Raw genomic sequence first — 15,390 nt, 5'->3', positions numbered from 1 at the left:
GCCGCATGCGCCGCTTCGCCACCCTCTACCGCGAGCTCGACCGCAGCACCGCCACGCTCGACAAGCGCGCCGCGCTGGTGCGCTACTTCCGCGAAGCGCCGCCGCGCGATGCCGCCTGGGCGCTGCACCTGCTGGCCGGCGGCAAGGTGGCCGGCGCGAAGAAGCGTATCGCCAACACCCGCGAGCTGCGCGCGTGGATCGCCGCCGAGGCGGGCCTGCCCGACTGGCTGGTGGACGACAGCTACGACCAGGTCGGCGACCTGGCGGAGACCCTGGCCCTGCTGCTCGACGATCCGGCGCAGCGCGCGGCCGACGTGCCGCTGTCGGAGTGGATCGAACGCCGCCTGCTGCCGGTCGCCAACCGCGACGAGGACGTGCGCCGCGCGGTGGTGGTGGAGGCCTGGCGCACGCTTTGCTTCGACGAGCGGCTGCTGTTCAACAAGCTGCTGACCGGCGCGCTGCGGGTGGGCGTGTCGCAGCGACTGGTGCAGCAGGCGCTGGCGGAAATGAGCGGGGTCGACATCGCCCGCATCGCCCAGCGCATGCTCGGGGAGTGGTCGCCGACGCCGGCCTTCCTCGAGCGCCTGCTGTCGCACGAGGCGCTGGAAAGCGATCGCCAGCAGCCGTATCCGTTCTTCCTCGCCACCCCGATCGAGGCCGCGCTGCGGCCGGAGGCACCGGCCGAAGACGGGCAGGGCACGACCGCATCCGAAGGCCAGGCGCCGGAGCCTGCCGATGCCGGATCGGCGGCGACGGGAGACCCCGGCGATCGCGCCCTCGAGGCCGACGCGGATCCGGGCGGCGCAACCGACTCCACCACCGCGTTGGCCAACGATCCCGGTGCGATCGAACGCGCGCTGGGGCCGGTGGACGACTGGCTGCTGGAATGGAAATGGGACGGCATCCGCCTGCAGCTGATCCGTCGCGGCGGCGAGGTGGCGCTGTGGTCGCGCGGCGAGGAACGCCTGGACGGCCGCTTCCCGGAGATCGAGGACGCCGCGCGCGCGCTGCCGCGCGACTGCGTGCTCGACGGCGAACTGCTCGCCTGGCGCGCGGGCGAGGACGCGCCGCTGGCGTTCACCGCGCTGCAGACGCGCATCCAGCGCCGCAAGCCGGGCCCGAAGACGCTCGCCGACACGCCGGTGCGGGTGCAGGCCTACGACCTGCTGGAACTGGACGGCGTCGACTGGCGCGGGCGTCCGCAGCGCGAACGGCGCGAGGCCCTGGCCGCGCTGCTCGACGCCCACGACGATCCGCGCATCGTGCTCTCGCCGCTGGTCGACGTGGACCACTGGGCGCACGCCGCCGCGCTGCGAGGCCAGGCGCGCGAGCGCGGCGTGGAAGGCCTGATGCTCAAGCGCGCCGTCGCGCCCTACCAGGGCGGACGCAGGCGCGGCGACTGGTGGAAGTGGAAGATCGATCCGCTCACCGTCGACGCGGTGCTGATCTACGCCCAGTCCGGCCACGGCCGCCGCAGCACGCTCTACACCGACTATACCTTCGGCCTGTGGGACGGCGATGCGCTGGTGCCGGTGGCCAAGGCCTACAGCGGGCTGGACGATGCCGAGATCCTCAGGCTCGACCGCTGGATCCGCGCCCACACGCTGGAACGCTTCGGCCCGGTGCGCTCGGTGCCGGGCGTGCACGTGTTCGAACTCGGCTTCGAGGCGGTGAACCGCTCCACCCGGCACAAGTCCGGCATCGCGGTGCGCTTCCCGCGCATCCTGCGCTGGCGCCAGGACAAGCCCGCGGCCGAGGCCGACCGGCTCGACACGCTGCGGGCGCTGGCGCGATGAGTCCGCCCGGGTCGCGCACGCGCTTCGACGCGCCGCTGGCGGACTGGTTCGCCGCGCAGGGCTGGACGCCGGCGCCGTTCCAGCACGAGGCCTGGCGCCGCTGGCGCCGCGGCGAATCGGGGCTGCTGGTCACGCCCACGGGCAGCGGCAAGACCCTGGCGGCGCTCGGCGGCCCGCTGCTCGATGCGCTGGCCGAGGCGGCGCAGGCCAGGGCGGCATCGGCCAGGGCGAAGGTGAAAGCGAAAACACCGGCGAGGTCGCGCGGCGTGCGCGCCGTGGCGACACGCGCCGTCGGCACGGCGGACGACGCGCCTGCAACGCACGAGGGCGGCGCGCCGGCCGCGACTGCCTCGACAACCGCTGCGTCCGACCGGGCGGCACCACGTGCCACATCGGACACCGGGGCACCCGAGGCCGTCATCGCGCCGCCCGGCGCGATGGACGCAGGCGACCGCGCCGCGCCCGTTCCGCCCGCATCGCGCTCCACGCGCCGCGCCGGCGTGTCCACCGCCGGCCGCACCCGGCTGCTGTGGATCACGCCGCTGCGCGCGCTGGCCAATGACACCGTGCGCGCGCTGCGCGAGCCGATCGCCGCGCTGGGCCTGGACTGGACCGTGGCGATGCGCACCGGCGATGCGTCCTCGCGCGACCGGCGCCTGGCGCGGCAGGGGCGCGCGGATGCGCTGGTGATCACGCCCGAATCGCTGGCGCTGCTGCTGAGCTATCCCGACACCGCCGCGCAGCTGGCGGGCCTGCGCGGGATCGTGGTCGACGAATGGCACGAACTGCTCGGCAACAAGCGCGGCGTGCTGCTGCAGCTGTGCCTGGCGCGGCTGCGGGCGTGGGCGCCGCAGGCGCGCACCTGGGGGCTGTCGGCCACGCTCGGCAACCTCGAGCAGGCGCGCGACGTGCTGCTGCCGCACGCGCCCGGCGCCGCGATCCTGCACGCGGCGAAACCGCGCAGCCTGACGCTCGACACCCTGCTGCCCGAGGCCGGCGAGCGCTTTCCCTGGGCCGGGCACATCGGCCTGTCGCAGGTGCAGCGCGTCGCCGCGCAGCTGCAGGCGGCGGGCACCACGCTGCTGTTCGCGAACACGCGTTCGCAGGCCGAGCTCTGGCACCGCGCCCTGGCCGCGACCTGGCTCGACGCGCCCGAGACCCTGGCCCTGCACCACGGCTCGCTCGACCCGAAGCTGCGCGCGTCGGTCGAGCAGGGGCTGCGCGAAGGGCGCGTGCGCTGCGTGGTCGCCACTTCGAGCCTCGACCTGGGCGTCGACTTCCCGGCCGTGGACCAGGTGCTGCAGCTCGGCAGTCCCAAGGGCATGGCGCGGCTGCTGCAGCGCGCCGGCCGCGCGCGCCATCGTCCGGGCGAGGCCGGACACGTGGTCTGCGTGCCGACGCACGCGCTGGAGCTGGCCGAATACGCCGCCGCGCGCGCGGCGCTGGCGGACGGGCAGATCGAGGCGCGCGTGCCGCTGCGGCTGTCGCTGGACGTGCTCGCCCAGCACTGCGTCACCCTCGCGCTCGGCGGCGGCTTTCGCGCAGACGCGCTGCTGCGCGAAGTGCGCGGCACCCACGCCTTCGCCGCGCTCACCGACGCGCAGTGGGCGGCGGTGCTGGCTTTCATCGTGCGCGGTGGAGAGGCGCTGCAGCACTATCCCGAATACACCCGCGTCACGCTCGACGACGATGGCGTTTACCGCGTGCACGAGCGCCGCATCGCCCAGCGCCACCGGCTGTCGATCGGCACCATCACCAGCGACGGCGCGCTGCAGGTGAAGCTGATGCGCGGCGGCACGCTGGGCAGCGTGGAGGAGAGCTTCCTCGCGCGCCTGCGCCCGCGCGAACGCTTCCAGTTCGCCGGCCGCACACTCGAGCTGGTGCGCCTGCAGGACATGACCGCGTACGTGCGCATCGCCAGGCAGGCCGACGGCATCGTGCCGCGCTGGCAGGGCGGGCGCATGCCGATGTCGGGCGAACTCGGCGCGCGCGTGGCGCAGGTGCTGGCCGGCCCGCGCGACAGCCCCGAGCTCCGCGCACTGGGCCCGCTGCTCGACCTGCAGGCGCGGCTGTCCGCGCTGCCCGCGCCGGGACGCCTGCTGGCGGAATTCGTGAAGACGCGCGAAGGCTGGCACCTGTTCCTGTATCCGTTCGCCGGCCGCGGCGTGCACGAGGGCCTGGCCGCGCTGCTGGCGCTGCGCTGGGGTCGGCGTGCGCCCAACACCTTCGCCTTCGCGGTCAACGACTACGGGCTGGCGCTGACCGCGCAGGCGCAGCCGGAGCTCGATGCCGACCTGGTGCACGCCCTGCTCGCGCCGCAGGGCCTGGTCGAGGACCTGCAGGCCGGCGCCAACCTGGCCGAACTCGCGCGTCGCCAGTTCCGCGAGATCGCGCGCGTGGCCGGCCTGCTGCCGCCGTCGCTGCCGGGCCGCGCCCTGCGCAGCCTGCGCCAGCTGCAGGCCTCCAGCGGGCTGCTGTTCGACGTACTGCAGCGGCACGACCCCGGCCACCTGCTGCTCGAACAGGCCGAGCGCGAAGTGTTCGAGGCCCAGCTGGAAGTGCGTGCGCTGCAGGCGGTGCTCGAACGCTGCCATGCCCAGCCGCTCGACCTGCAGCGGCCCGACACGCTCACGCCGCTGTCGTTCCCGCTCTGGGCCGACGCCATGCGCGGCACCCACAGCAGCGAGGACTGGCGCACCCGCGTGCAGCGCGCCGCCGAGCGCCTCGAACATCGCCACCGCCCCCGTAGCCCGGATAAGCGAAGCGCATCCGGGGTCCCGCGCGATGTTTCGACCGCCAAGCGCACCGCTCCCGCGGAAACGCCCGCTTCAACCGCATCCCCCCAACGGATGTCCGCGTCCCGGAAGCGCCCAGGCCCCGCCAACGCGCACTTCCGTCGCCCGGATAAGCGAAGCGCATCCGGGACCCCACGCAACCTTCCGAAGCCCAGTGGCGCCTCGCCCGCGAACCCGTCAACTGCGACCGCCTCTTCGCGCCAGACCTCCGCGTCCCACACGCGCCCCGCCGCCGACACGGCCCAGGCCCGCCAGACACCCGCAACCCCGCACCGACCCCAAAGCGCCGGCGACAGACCGGCAGGTTCGTCCAAAGCCGCCCACGCCGATGCACGCGCGCCGACGTCCCGCCGGCCACGCGATGGCTGACGTCCTCGATCTTGTCCTCGCCGGCGAACCCGTGCGCCTGCTCGCCGACCGCGCGCTGTACTGGCCCGCGCGCGGCCGCCTGTGCATCGCCGACCTGCACCTGGGCAAGGGCGATACCTTCCGCGCCGCGGGCATTGCCGTGCCAAGCGGCGGCACCGCGCACGATCTCCAGCGACTGGCGACGCTGCTCGCGACCACGGGCGCCGCCGAGCTCTGGATCCTCGGCGACTTCCTGCATGCGCGTCGCCACCGCGCGGTGGACGCGGCCTGGCGCGCGTTCCGCGACGCCCACGGGCACGTGGCCATCGCGGTGGTGCCGGGCAACCACGACCGTGCGTTCGACGCGGAGGCCGCGGGCGTGGCGCGGGTGCGCGAGGGGCACGTGGATCTTCCGTTCGAGTTCCGCCACGCGCCGCCGGACGTGTCCGCCTCCGACCGGCACGTGCTGTGCGGCCACGTGCACCCAGTGCTGCGGCTGCCGCCGCTGGGCCGGCACCCGCTGTTCTGGCTGCGGCCCGGGATCACCGTGCTGCCGGCGTTCTCCGCCTTCACCGGCGGCCATCCCGTACCGCGCGCGGACAGCGCCGGCAGCGTGCTGTGCAACGGGCGGCAGCTGCTGCGGCTGGGATAGCGACGCACCGGTGCCGCATCGCGACGCCGCACCCGCAAACCGGCGCCGTAGCCCGGGTAAGCGCAGCGCACCCGGGGACCCGGCGGGTCATCGCGCGCCGCGCCAAGGAGCCCGTCGCCAACCCGGTCCGCCCCATCGCCCGCGTTCCGGGCAGGCCGGCCGCAAAAACCGGGTCCGGTCCGCTGGTGAGCGCACGCGCCTGCGTTGAATCTGATTGGTCCCGATCATGGGATAAAGAATCCAGAAACAAGGTCTTTGATGCGCAGATGGAACGCCCATCTCCTGACCACGCCGACGCGGACGGGCACTTCCCGATGCCGCGCGGCGACGGGCCCGGCGCCCGTTCCCCCACTTCAGGAGATTTCCATGCGTTCCAAGCTGCTCACCACCACCCTCGCCGCCGTGCTACTGGCCGGTGCCTCCGGGGCCCAGGCCCAGGACAGCGGGTTCTACGCCGGCGTCGGCGCCGGCCAGGCGCTGGTCGACGAGCGCGCCTACGACGACGAGGACACCGCGTTCTCCGTCTTCGGCGGCTACCAGTTCCATCGCAACTTCGCGCTCGAGGCCGGCTACACCGACTTCGGCAGCCTCGAACCCGACGTCGCCGGCACCGACCTCGAACTGAGCTCGGCCTCGCTGACCGCGGTGGGCATCCTGCCCTTCACCGAGCGCTTTTCCGGCTACGCGAAGGCGGGCTTCCAGCGCTGGGAACTGGACGGCGCGATCCCCGGCCTGACCGGCACCGCGAAGGACGACGGCACCGACCCGGTCTACGGCGTCGGCCTGCAGTACCGCTTCAACGACCTGGTCGCGCTGCGCGGCGAATACACCCGCAGCGAGGTCGAGGACCTCGACGTCGACGCCGCCCAGGTGCAGGTGCGCTTCGACTTCTGACCCGGGCGCGGATGCCGGCCCCGCGCCGGCATCCGCTACCATCGACCCTCGTTGCCCCGCCCGCAGCCCGCCCCGTAGCCCGGGTAAGCGCAGCGCACCCGGGTTCCCGGCCGCTTCGAACCCAACACGCATCACACTGGTGCCCGCACGACGTGAGGTGGCAGGGTGCATCTGCCCCGCGATCTCGCGCGTGTTCGATCGTGATGCGCCCCGGATGCGCTGCGCTTATCCGGGCTACGCGACTTCGATCTGCCGCTACAAGTCCTCGCGGCGCCCTCCTCACGCGACGAAGACCGTGCCTGCGCGACCGTGCCGCGATCCGCACCGGAGCCGCCGCGATGACCGTCTTCTATCTGTGGCTCAACGCCGTGGCCTACCTCGTGCTCGCCGCATGGTGCGCGTTGCGCTGGCGTTCGACCTCGGCCGCGATCGGCTACGTCCAGCTCGACGGCGGCGGCCGCTCGGAATACCTGAGCATCTACGGCGGCCTGCAGCTGGCGCTGGCGATCGTGTTCGCGCTGTTCGCGCTGCGTCCGGAGCAGCACCGCACCGGGCTGCTGGTGGCGCTGGTGCTCTACGCCTCGGTCGTGCCGTTCCGCTGGATCGGCATCGCCGCGTTCGGCCCGGTGGGCCGCCCGACGCTGGTGCTGGGCGCGGTGGAACTCGCGATGCTCGTCTGGGCTCTGGCGCTGTGGTTCGGCGATCGCTGAGACGGCGACGCCCCGCGTCAGCGGTCCGCGTCCCCGTCGTCGTCCGCATCTTCGTCCGGGCCGCGCGCGTGGGCGGGCGACTGCTGCGCCGCGGCCTTCGCCTGCTGCGCCGCCCACATGTTGTCGATGAGGTTGGGATAGCGGCGCCCGGCCGCTTCGGCGCGGTCGCGCGCCAGCTCCTTCTGCAGCTCGGTCAGGGCCGTGCGCGCGGCCGGCTTCACCGGGTTGCGCTTCTTCCAGGGCGGGGTGCGGGGCGCTGCCATGGCCACAGCTTGCCCGGCGCAGCCGCGACGGGCACGTGAACCATGCACGGACGGGGAAATGGCGCGCCTGGAGGGATTCGAACCCCCGACCAATGGCTTCGGAAGCCACTACTCTATCCGGCTGAGCTACAGGCGCGTTGTGCGGCGTCGGTGCCCGCGGGCGCCGTGTCGCGCGGCCGCACTACGAACGGCGGCCGGCCGGCGATTATGTCACCCATCCGGGGGATGCGGCCAGCCGGCGTGGCCGGCCGAAGCCGGCGAGGTGCGGCGCGCAGGCAGCCACGTGCGCCGCTGGTAACCTGCGTCCATGTCGTACGAACGCTATTCGCCGCCGGTGCCGTCGCGGCCGCACTGGCGCGAGCGCCTGCCGCTGTACTGGACCCTGATCCGCGGCGACCGGCCGATCGGCTGGCTGCTGCTGCTCTGGCCCACCTGGTGGGGGCTGTGGCTCGCCGCCGGCGGCGTCCCGCCGCCGTGGATCCTGTTCGTGTTCACCGCGGGCGTGTGGCTGACGCGCTCGGCCGGGTGCGTGGTCAACGACTATGCCGACCGCTGGCTGGACGGCAGCGTCGAGCGCACCAGGGACCGGCCGCTGGCCACCGGCGCGGTCTCCGGGCGCGAGGCGCTGGCGGTGTTCTTGGTGCTGATGCTGGCCGCGTTCGCGCTGGTGCTGACGCTCAACCGGCTGACGGTGTGGATGAGCGTGGTCGGCCTGTTCCTGGCCGCCAGCTATCCCTACCTCAAGCGCTACACCTACCTGCCGCAGGTGTACCTGGGGCTGGCGTTCGGCTGGGCGATCCCGATGGGCTTCGCCGCGGTGCAGGGCACGGTGCCGCCGGTGGCCTGGGTGCTGTACGTGGCCAACATCTTCTGGGCCACCGCCTACGACACCTGGTACGCGATGGTCGACCGCGACGACGACATCCGCATGGGCGCCAAGTCCACCGCGATCCTGTTCGGCGAACTCGACCTGGTGGCGCAGGGCGTGCTGTACGCGCTGGCGTTCGCGGCTCTGGCGCTGGTCGGGCGCGAGGCCGGGCTGGGCACGGCGTACTGGACCGGCCTGGGGCTGGCGGCGCTGCTGGTGGCATGGGAGTTCGGCATCGCGCGCTATCGCGACCGCGCGGCCTGCTTCCGCGCCTTCCTGCACAACCACTGGGTGGGGGCGACGATCTTCGCGGGCATCGCGCTGGACTTCGCGCTGCGGTGAGCGCGGGTCGCGGGGGGCGGGACCGCGTTCCCGCAGCGGCTTCCCACAGGACGTCGCAGCGCCGGCCGCCCCGGGTGCGCTGCGCTTAACCGGGCTACGCGGATGGCGCGTCCCGCCGGGGCGGTCGTAGCCCGGGTAAGCGCAGCGCATCCGGGAAAACGTTGCCCGCGTCCGCGGACCACATCCGCCGACCTTGGCGTTCACCCCGCGGGCAGGAGGCGGTCGCGCCAGCGGTCCCGGGTGCGCTCGCGATCCCGGATGCGCCAGCGGCCCCGGGTGCGCTGCGCTTACCCGGGCTACGGGATGGCGCGTCCCGCTGGTGCGGTCGTAGCCCGGATAAGCGAAGCGCATCCGGGGACACGTCGCCCACGTCCGCCGGCCACATCGCCGCCCTTGGCGTTCACCCCGTGCGCAGGACGCCATTGCGCCGGCGGCCCCGGATGCGCCCGCGGTCCCGGGTGCGCTGCGCTTACCCGGGCTACGGGGATGGCGCGTCCCGCCGTTGCGCCCGCGGCCCCCTGATGCACTGGCGGTCCCGGCTGCGCTGTGCTGACCCGGGCGAAGGGCTTTGCGCTGCGGACGCACCCGCGACCGGGTGATCTCGCGCGGTTCCCGCGCGGCTCACGGCACCCGCGCGCATACCCAGGCGTCGATCCGCGTCACGCCCGCGCGGCGCAGGCTGCGGGCGGCCGCGTGCAGGGTGGCGCCGGTGGTCATCACGTCGTCGACCAGCGCCACGTGCGCCGGCAGCCGCGCCTCGCCCCGCACCGCGAACGCGTCGCGCAGGTTGCGCCGGCGCCCGCTTGCGTCGAGTTCGGACTGTGGCGTGGTGGCACGGGTGCGCACCAGCACGCCGTCCAGCAGCGGCAGGCGCAGCGCGCGCGCCAGCGGCCGCGCCAGTTCCAGCGCCTGGTCGTAGCCACGGCGGCGCAGGCGGCCCGGATGCAGCGGCACCGGCAGCAGCGCGTCCGGGCGCGGCAGGGACGCGAAGCGCGCGGCCATGGCGTCGGCCAGCAGCCGGCCGGCGGCGAGGTCGCGATGGAACTTGAAGCGCGGCAGCAGGCGGTCGAGCGGGGCGCGGTAGACGAAGGCGGCGTGGGCGGCATCCAGCGGCGGCGGCCTTCGCTGGCAGGCGCCGCACGGCGGCACCGGCGAGGACGCGCCCGGCAGCGGCATCGCGCAGCGCGGGCAGGCCGCCGCGTTCCACGGCAGGCCGGCCGCGCAGGCCGGGCACAGGTCGGTGCCCGGCGCGGCGGCTTCGCCGCAGGCCAGGCAGCGCGGCGGGCACAGCCGGGCGCCCAGCCTGCGCCACCAGCCGTCAACCGGCGCGCGCTCGATTCGGTTGACAGGCCCGGGCATGCTTTCCAGACTGAACGGCCAGCCCGCGTCCGTCTGTCAGGAAACCCCGATGCCTGCCGTCAGCCCGCTCCGCCCCGCGGCCGAGCCGCCCGCCGATGCCGTCCGCCACGACTGGCGCCAGGACGAGATCGAGGCCCTGTTCGACCTGCCGTTCCCCGAGCTGCTGTACCGCGCCGCCGGCGTGCACCGGCGCCACTTCGACCCGGCCGAGGTCCAGGTCAGCACCCTGCTGTCGATCAAGACCGGCGGCTGCCCGGAGGATTGCGGCTACTGCCCGCAGGCCCAGCGCTACCACACCGGGGTCGAGGCGACCAAGCTGATGTCGACCGAGGCGGTGGTCGAACAGGCGCGGCGCGCGCGCGATGCCGGCGCCTCGCGCTTCTGCATGGGCGCGGCCTGGCGCTCGCCCAAGGACCGCGACATCCCCAAGGTCGCGGCCATGATCCGCGAGGTCAAGGCGCTGGGGCTGGAGACCTGCGCCACGCTCGGCATGCTCAGCGGCGCGCAGGCGCATGCGCTGCGCGAGGCCGGGCTGGACTACTACAACCACAACCTCGATACCGACCCCGGCTACTACGGCGACATCATCCACACCCGCGGTTTCCAGGACCGGCTCGACACCCTCGAACACGTGCGCGACGCCGGCATGAAGACCTGCTGCGGCGGCATCGTCGGCATGGGCGAGACCCGCGCCCAGCGCGCCGGCTTCCTGCGCGCGCTGGCCACCCTGCCCGCGCACCCGGACTCGGTGCCGATCAACCGCCTGGTGCAGGTGCAGGGCACGCCGCTGCACGGCAGCGCCGAGCTGGATCCGTTCGAGTTCGTGCGCACGATCGCGGTGGCGCGGATCGTGATGCCGCGCTCGATGGTGCGGCTGTCGGCCGGGCGCGAGACGATGTCCGACGAACTGCAGGCGCTGTGCTTCAGCGCCGGCGCCAACTCGATCTTCCACGGCGAGAAGCTGCTGACCACGCCCAACCCGGACGTGGACCACGACCAGGCCCTGTTCGAACGCCTGGGCCTGCGCGCGATGCACGTGGCGGTGGATGCCGACGGCCACGACCACGGTGGTACCGTACATGCCGACATCTCGGCCGGGCGCGAGGCCGCCCCGGAGCCGGATGCCTGCGCGGCAGGGGGCCGCGGTTGAGGGGAGCCAAGCCATGCCAGTGGATCGTCCCGACCTGCATGCCCGCGTGGCCGCGCAGCGCGAACAGCGTGCCGCGGCGTCCGCCCGCCGCACGCGGCGCGAGGTGCTGCGCCGCGACGGCGTGCGCTGCGAGGTCGCCGGCGCCGACGTCAGCCCCCGCACGCTGCTGAACTTCTGCAGCAACGACTACCTCGGCCTGTCGCAGCATTTTGCGGTGGTGAACGCGCTGCAGGACGCGGCCGCGCGCGACGGCGCCGGCGGCACCGGGTCGCACCTGGTGTGCGGCCACCACGCGCTGCACGGCGCGCTCGAACGCGAGATCGCCGAGTGGCTCGAGGTGCCGCGCGCGCTGCTGTTCGACAGCGGCTACGCGGCCAACCTGGCGGTGCTGCAGTCGCTGCTGGGTGACGACGACCTGTGCGTGCAGGACCGGCTCAACCACGCCAGCCTGATCGACGCCGCGCGCCTGGCCGGCTGTCGCCTGCGCCGCTATCCGCACGGCGACGTGGAAGGCGCGCTGCGCCAGCTGCGCAGCATGGCCGAATCCGCGGCGATGCTCGCCACCGATGGCGTGTTCAGCATGGACGGCGACCTCGCCCCGCTGCGCGAGCTGGCGATCGCCGCGCGGGTGCAGAACGCGCTGCTGTACGTCGACGATGCGCACGGCGCGGGCGTGCTGGGGCCGGACGGGCGCGGCTCGGTGGCCGCAGCCGGGCTGGACGCGAAGGCGGTCCCGCTGCGCCTGGTCACGCTGGGCAAGGCGCTGGGCAGCCACGGCGCCGTGGTCGCCGGCGACGCCGACCTGGTCGACCATCTGGCCGAGACCGCGCGACCGTATCTCTACACCACCGCGCTGCCGCCGGCGCAGGCGGCCGCGGCGCTGGCGGCGGTGAAGCTGGCGCGGCGCGACCACTGGCGGCGCGAGCGCCTGCAGGACCTGGTGCAGCGCTTCCGCGTGCGCGCCGAGGGCCACGGGCTGTCGCTGATGCCCTCCGACACGCCGATCCAGCCGGTGCTGTGCGGCAGCAATGCCAACGCGCTGGCGATGGCGGACTCGCTCGAGCGCGACGGCTACTGGGTCGCCGCGATCCGCCCGCCGACCGTGCCCGAGGGCCAGGCGCGGCTGCGCGTCACCGTCACCGCGGCGCACGAGCCGGTGCAGGTCGACGCGCTGGCCGATGCGCTGGCGGTCGCACGCGACCGCGCGGCGCACACCGCGCCCAGCCACGCCGCATGACCGCGGCCCGCGCACATGGCCGCGTCGCGCTCGCGGCGGTCGGCCTGGCGCTGCTGTCGGCGCTGTTCTTTACCATGACCTACGTGCTCAACCGCGCCAGCGCGTCGGGCGGCGGGCACTGGGCGTGGCTGGCGTCGCTGCGCTACCTGATCACGCTGCCGCTGATGCTGCCGCTGATGCGCTTCCAGGGCGGCATGCGCCCGGTGCTGCGCTCGATCGCCGCGCACCCGTGGGCCTGGCTGCGCTGCGCCGGGATCGGCTTCGTGCTGTTCTATGTGCTGCTCTCGTTCGCCGCATCGAGCGGGCCGTCGTGGCTGGTGGCCGGCTCCTTCCAGTTCACGGTGATCGCCGGGATGCTGTGCGCGCCGCTGCTGTACCGCGACGCGCGGCGGCGCATTCCGGCGGCGGGGATCGCGGTCGCGGCCCTGATCATCGCCGGCGTGCTGCTGATGCAGTTCGGCCACGCCAGCGGCGCGCTCGACCGCGCGGCCTGGATCGCGCTGGGCTGCGTGCTGGTCTCGGCGGTGGCCTATCCGCTCGGCAACCGCCTGCTGCTGCTGCACCTGGAGCGCAGCGGCGAAGCCCTCAGCGCGACCCAGCGCGTGTTCGGCCTCACCCTCGCCAGCCAGCCGATGTGGCTGCTGGTGGCGGCGTACGCCGCGTTCGCCGCCGGGCCGCCGAGCGCGGCGCAGGTGTGGCTGGCCGCGGGCGTGGCGCTGTCGGCGGGCGTGATCGCCACGATCCTGTTCTTCCAGGCCACCGGCATGGTCCGCGACCAGCCGCTGGCGCTGGGCGCGGTGGAAGCGATGCAGGGCGGCGAGGTGGTGTTCGCGGTGCTGCTGGGCGTGCTGCTGCTCGGCGAGGCCTGGCCGACCGGCAGCACGCTCGCCGGCGCCGCGATCGTGGTCGCGGGCATCGCCGCGTTCGCCTGGGTGGTCGCGCGCCCGGGCGCCGGCGGCGATGTGGCCGCGCTGCCCACGGACAAGGGCGCATGAGCGGCGGGCTGCACATCGAGACCCGCGGCGCGGGTCCGGACCTGGTGCTGCTGCACGGCTGGGCCATGCACTCGGGCGTGTTCGAGGCGCTCGCGCAGCGGCTGGCGTCGCGCTACACCCTGCACCTGGTCGACCTGCCCGGGCACGGCCATGGCCGCGACAGCACCGTGCCGCTGGCGCTGGAGCCGGTGGTCGAGGCGCTGGTGGCGCGCGTGCCGCGTGCGCTGTGGGCGGGCTGGTCGCTGGGCGGGCTGTTCGCGCTGCACGCGGCGGCCACGCGCCCGCACGCGGTCGCCCGCCTGGCGATGCTGTGCGCCAGCCCGCGCTTCGTGCGCGGGGAGGACTGGCGGCTGGGGATGTCGCCGGAGATCTTCCGCGGTTTCGCGCTGGGCCTGCGCCAGGACTGGCGCGCGACGCTGGACCGCTTCATCGCGCTGGAGGCGTTCGGTTCGGACGATGCGCGCCACGAGATGCGGGTGCTGCGCGAGGAAGTGTTCGCCCGCGGGCAGCCGGCGGCGCACGTGCTGGCCGACGGCCTCGAACTACTCGAGACCGCGGACCTGCGCCCCGCGCTGCAGACGCTGGCGATGCCGACGCTGTGGCTGGCCGGCCGCCGCGACCGCCTGGTCGATCCGCGCGCGATGCGCGAGGCGGCCGCGCAGGTGCCGCGCGCGGAGGTGGTGGTGGTCGAACACGCCGGGCACGCGCCGTTCCTCACCCATGCCGACGAGGTCGCCGCCGCGCTCGATGCGTTCGCACGCGACGCGGGGCAGGCGCCGCGATGAGCCGCGCGCCGCAGCCCATGTTCGATGCGCGCCAGGTGCGGCGGTCGTTCTCGCGCGCGTCCGCTGGCTACGGGTCGGCCGCGGCGCTGCAGCGCGAGGTCGAGGCCCGGCTGCTCGAATCGCTGGACCTGCTCGCGCTCGTGCCGGGCCGCGGCCACGACTGGTCGCCGGGCGTGGTGCTCGACGTCGGCAGCGGCCCCGGCCACGCCGCGCAGGGGATGCGCAAGCGCTGGCCGAAGGCGCAGGTGGTGGCGCTGGACCTGTCGCAGGCGATGCTGCGCCAGTTGCCCGACCGCGTCGGCCTGCGCGACACGCTCGCGCGGCGGCGTCCCGTCGACCGCGTCTGCGCCGACCTGCGCGCGCTGCCGCTGGCCGATGCCAGCGTCGACGTGCTGTTCTCCAACCTGTGCCTGCAGTGGATCGACGACCTGCCGGCCGCGTTCGCCGGCTTCCGCCGCGTGCTGCGCCCCGGCGGGCTGCTGCTGTGCTCGACCTTCGGCCCCGACACGCTGTGGGAGCTGCGCGAGGCCTTCGCCCGCGCCGACGACGCGGTGCCGCACGTGAGCCCGTTCGCCTCGATCGCGCAGTTCGGCGACGCGCTCATGCACGCGGGGTTCCGCGATCCGGTGCTCGACCGCGACCTGCTGATGCGCGGCCATCCCGACCTGCCGGCGCTGATGCGCGAGCTGCGCGCGATCGGCGCCACCAATGCGCTGCACGCGCGTCGGCATACGCTCACCGGCCGCTCGCGCTTCGCCGCGGCGGCCGCCGCCTACGAACCGCTCCGCGGTGCCGGCCTGCCCGACGCGCAGGCGGCGCTGCTGCCGGCGAGCTGGGAAGTGATCACGGCGCTGGCCTGGACCCCGGAGCCCGGCGCGCCGATCCGCGATGCCGGCGGTGAGCTGGCCAGCTTCCCCGCCGACCGTATCCGCGTGCGCCGCCGCGGCTGACGCCTGCGGCCACTACGATGACCTTGCCTCATCCGTAGCCCGGGCAAGCGCAGCGCACCCGCGATCACCTCGCCACCGCATCGCACGCGCCTCGACCCCGGATGCGGCCGTCGGCCTTATCCGGGCTACGCCTCCCGCGCTCGTTCACCCACGTAGCCCGGGTAAGCGCAGCGCACCCGGGGACCACCTCGCAACCGCATCGCACGCGCCTCGACCCCGGATGCGGCCTGCGGCCTTATCCGGGCT

12 protein-coding genes, 1 tRNA gene and 1 pseudogene are annotated in these 15,390 nt (G+C 74.4%); 11 read left to right on the top strand and 3 right to left on the bottom strand.

From position 1 onward, the window contains the following. Nucleotides 1-5 precede the first annotated feature (5 nt). From QFW80_RS00650 to QFW80_RS00630, 5 genes and pseudogenes are all read left to right on the top strand, one after another. The gene (locus tag QFW80_RS00650; RefSeq protein ID WP_280598974.1) at nt 6-1,796 is read left to right on the top strand and encodes a cisplatin damage response ATP-dependent DNA ligase; all 1,791 of its coding nucleotides are present in this window, start codon (nt 6-8) and stop codon (nt 1,794-1,796) included. Continuing rightward, nucleotides 1,793-4,540 (top strand): annotated as a pseudogene (locus QFW80_RS00645) (ligase-associated DNA damage response DEXH box helicase); the annotation flags it as partial. The gene QFW80_RS00650 and the pseudogene QFW80_RS00645, both read left to right, overlap by 4 nt. 412 nt (nt 4,541-4,952) lie before the next feature. Continuing rightward, a complete protein-coding gene (gene pdeM / locus QFW80_RS00640; RefSeq protein ID WP_280598973.1) occupies nt 4,953-5,591 on the top strand; it encodes a ligase-associated DNA damage response endonuclease PdeM in 639 nt (212 codons plus the stop codon). Between the two features lie 366 nt (nt 5,592-5,957). Continuing rightward, the gene (locus QFW80_RS00635; RefSeq protein ID WP_280598972.1) at nt 5,958-6,485 is read left to right on the top strand and encodes an outer membrane beta-barrel protein; all 528 of its coding nucleotides are present in this window, start codon (nt 5,958-5,960) and stop codon (nt 6,483-6,485) included. A 338-nt stretch (nt 6,486-6,823) separates the two neighbouring features. Continuing rightward, a complete protein-coding gene (locus QFW80_RS00630) occupies nt 6,824-7,195 on the top strand; it encodes a DUF4345 domain-containing protein (RefSeq protein ID WP_280598970.1) in 372 nt (123 codons plus the stop codon). A 17-nt stretch (nt 7,196-7,212) separates the two neighbouring features. Here the strand turns inward: QFW80_RS00630 and QFW80_RS00625 are convergent, their stop codons facing one another. Both QFW80_RS00625 and QFW80_RS00620 read right to left on the bottom strand, forming a co-directional pair. Beyond that, nucleotides 7,213-7,458, bottom strand: coding sequence for a hypothetical protein (locus QFW80_RS00625; RefSeq protein ID WP_280599053.1), 246 nt, complete (start codon nt 7,456-7,458; stop codon nt 7,213-7,215). A gap of 59 nt (nt 7,459-7,517) precedes the next feature. After that, nucleotides 7,518-7,594 (bottom strand) — tRNA-Arg (locus QFW80_RS00620). Nucleotides 7,595-7,765: 171 nt separating this feature from the next. On the opposite strand from QFW80_RS00620, the gene ubiA reads away from it, so the two are divergent. Beyond that, a complete protein-coding gene (gene ubiA, locus QFW80_RS00615; RefSeq protein WP_280598969.1) occupies nt 7,766-8,668 on the top strand; it encodes a 4-hydroxybenzoate octaprenyltransferase in 903 nt (300 codons plus the stop codon). Nucleotides 8,669-9,289: 621 nt separating this feature from the next. On the opposite strand, the gene QFW80_RS00610 is transcribed toward ubiA, so the two are convergent. Next, nucleotides 9,290-10,027, bottom strand: coding sequence for a double zinc ribbon domain-containing protein (locus QFW80_RS00610; protein ID WP_280598967.1), 738 nt, complete (start codon nt 10,025-10,027; stop codon nt 9,290-9,292). A 49-nt stretch (nt 10,028-10,076) separates the two neighbouring features. On the opposite strand from QFW80_RS00610, the gene bioB reads away from it, so the two are divergent. Genes bioB through QFW80_RS00585 form a run of 5 tightly spaced genes read left to right on the top strand, consistent with a single transcriptional unit; the run spans nt 10,077 to nt 15,144 of the window. After that, nucleotides 10,077-11,177 (top strand): biotin synthase BioB, encoded by a 1,101-nt coding sequence (bioB, locus tag QFW80_RS00605; protein ID WP_280598966.1) that lies wholly within the window; start codon nt 10,077-10,079, stop codon nt 11,175-11,177. Further along, nucleotides 11,074-12,414, top strand: a complete 1,341-nt coding sequence (gene bioF, locus QFW80_RS00600; protein ID WP_425603473.1) for an 8-amino-7-oxononanoate synthase — start codon at nt 11,074-11,076, stop codon at nt 12,412-12,414. Before bioB ends, bioF begins: the two co-directional genes overlap by 104 nt. After that, the gene (locus QFW80_RS00595) at nt 12,411-13,409 is read left to right on the top strand and encodes a multidrug resistance efflux transporter family protein (protein WP_280598962.1); all 999 of its coding nucleotides are present in this window, start codon (nt 12,411-12,413) and stop codon (nt 13,407-13,409) included. Before bioF ends, QFW80_RS00595 begins: the two co-directional genes overlap by 4 nt. An 8-nt stretch (nt 13,410-13,417) precedes the next feature. Continuing rightward, nucleotides 13,418-14,194, top strand: a complete 777-nt coding sequence (gene bioH / locus QFW80_RS00590; protein WP_280599046.1) for a pimeloyl-ACP methyl ester esterase BioH — start codon at nt 13,418-13,420, stop codon at nt 14,192-14,194. After that, the gene (locus QFW80_RS00585) at nt 14,191-15,144 is read left to right on the top strand and encodes a methyltransferase domain-containing protein (RefSeq protein ID WP_280598961.1); all 954 of its coding nucleotides are present in this window, start codon (nt 14,191-14,193) and stop codon (nt 15,142-15,144) included. The genes bioH and QFW80_RS00585 overlap by 4 nt, the downstream gene beginning before the upstream one ends. Nucleotides 15,145-15,390 lie beyond the last annotated feature (246 nt).

This window comes from Luteimonas rhizosphaericola, assembly GCF_029888045.1.
Taxonomy (GTDB): domain Bacteria; phylum Pseudomonadota; class Gammaproteobacteria; order Xanthomonadales; family Xanthomonadaceae; genus Luteimonas; species Luteimonas rhizosphaericola.
Note: the sequence above shows the minus strand (reverse complement) of the source record. Positions and strands in the feature narration are given on the sequence as shown.

Coding starts and splice junctions, on each gene's coding strand:
- QFW80_RS00650 (WP_280598974.1), top strand. CDS start 6: ATGCGCCGCTTCGCCACCCTCTACCGCGAGCTCGACCGCAGCACCGCC.
- pdeM (WP_280598973.1), top strand. CDS start 4,953: ATGGCTGACGTCCTCGATCTTGTCCTCGCCGGCGAACCCGTGCGCCTG.
- QFW80_RS00635 (WP_280598972.1), top strand. CDS start 5,958: ATGCGTTCCAAGCTGCTCACCACCACCCTCGCCGCCGTGCTACTGGCC.
- QFW80_RS00630 (WP_280598970.1), top strand. CDS start 6,824: ATGACCGTCTTCTATCTGTGGCTCAACGCCGTGGCCTACCTCGTGCTC.
- QFW80_RS00625 (WP_280599053.1), bottom strand. CDS start 7,458: ATGGCAGCGCCCCGCACCCCGCCCTGGAAGAAGCGCAACCCGGTGAAG.
- ubiA (WP_280598969.1), top strand. CDS start 7,766: ATGTCGTACGAACGCTATTCGCCGCCGGTGCCGTCGCGGCCGCACTGG.
- QFW80_RS00610 (WP_280598967.1), bottom strand. CDS start 10,027: ATGCCCGGGCCTGTCAACCGAATCGAGCGCGCGCCGGTTGACGGCTGG.
- bioB (WP_280598966.1), top strand. CDS start 10,077: ATGCCTGCCGTCAGCCCGCTCCGCCCCGCGGCCGAGCCGCCCGCCGAT.
- bioF (WP_425603473.1), top strand. CDS start 11,074: ATGCCGACGGCCACGACCACGGTGGTACCGTACATGCCGACATCTCGG.
- QFW80_RS00595 (WP_280598962.1), top strand. CDS start 12,411: ATGACCGCGGCCCGCGCACATGGCCGCGTCGCGCTCGCGGCGGTCGGC.
- QFW80_RS00585 (WP_280598961.1), top strand. CDS start 14,191: ATGAGCCGCGCGCCGCAGCCCATGTTCGATGCGCGCCAGGTGCGGCGG.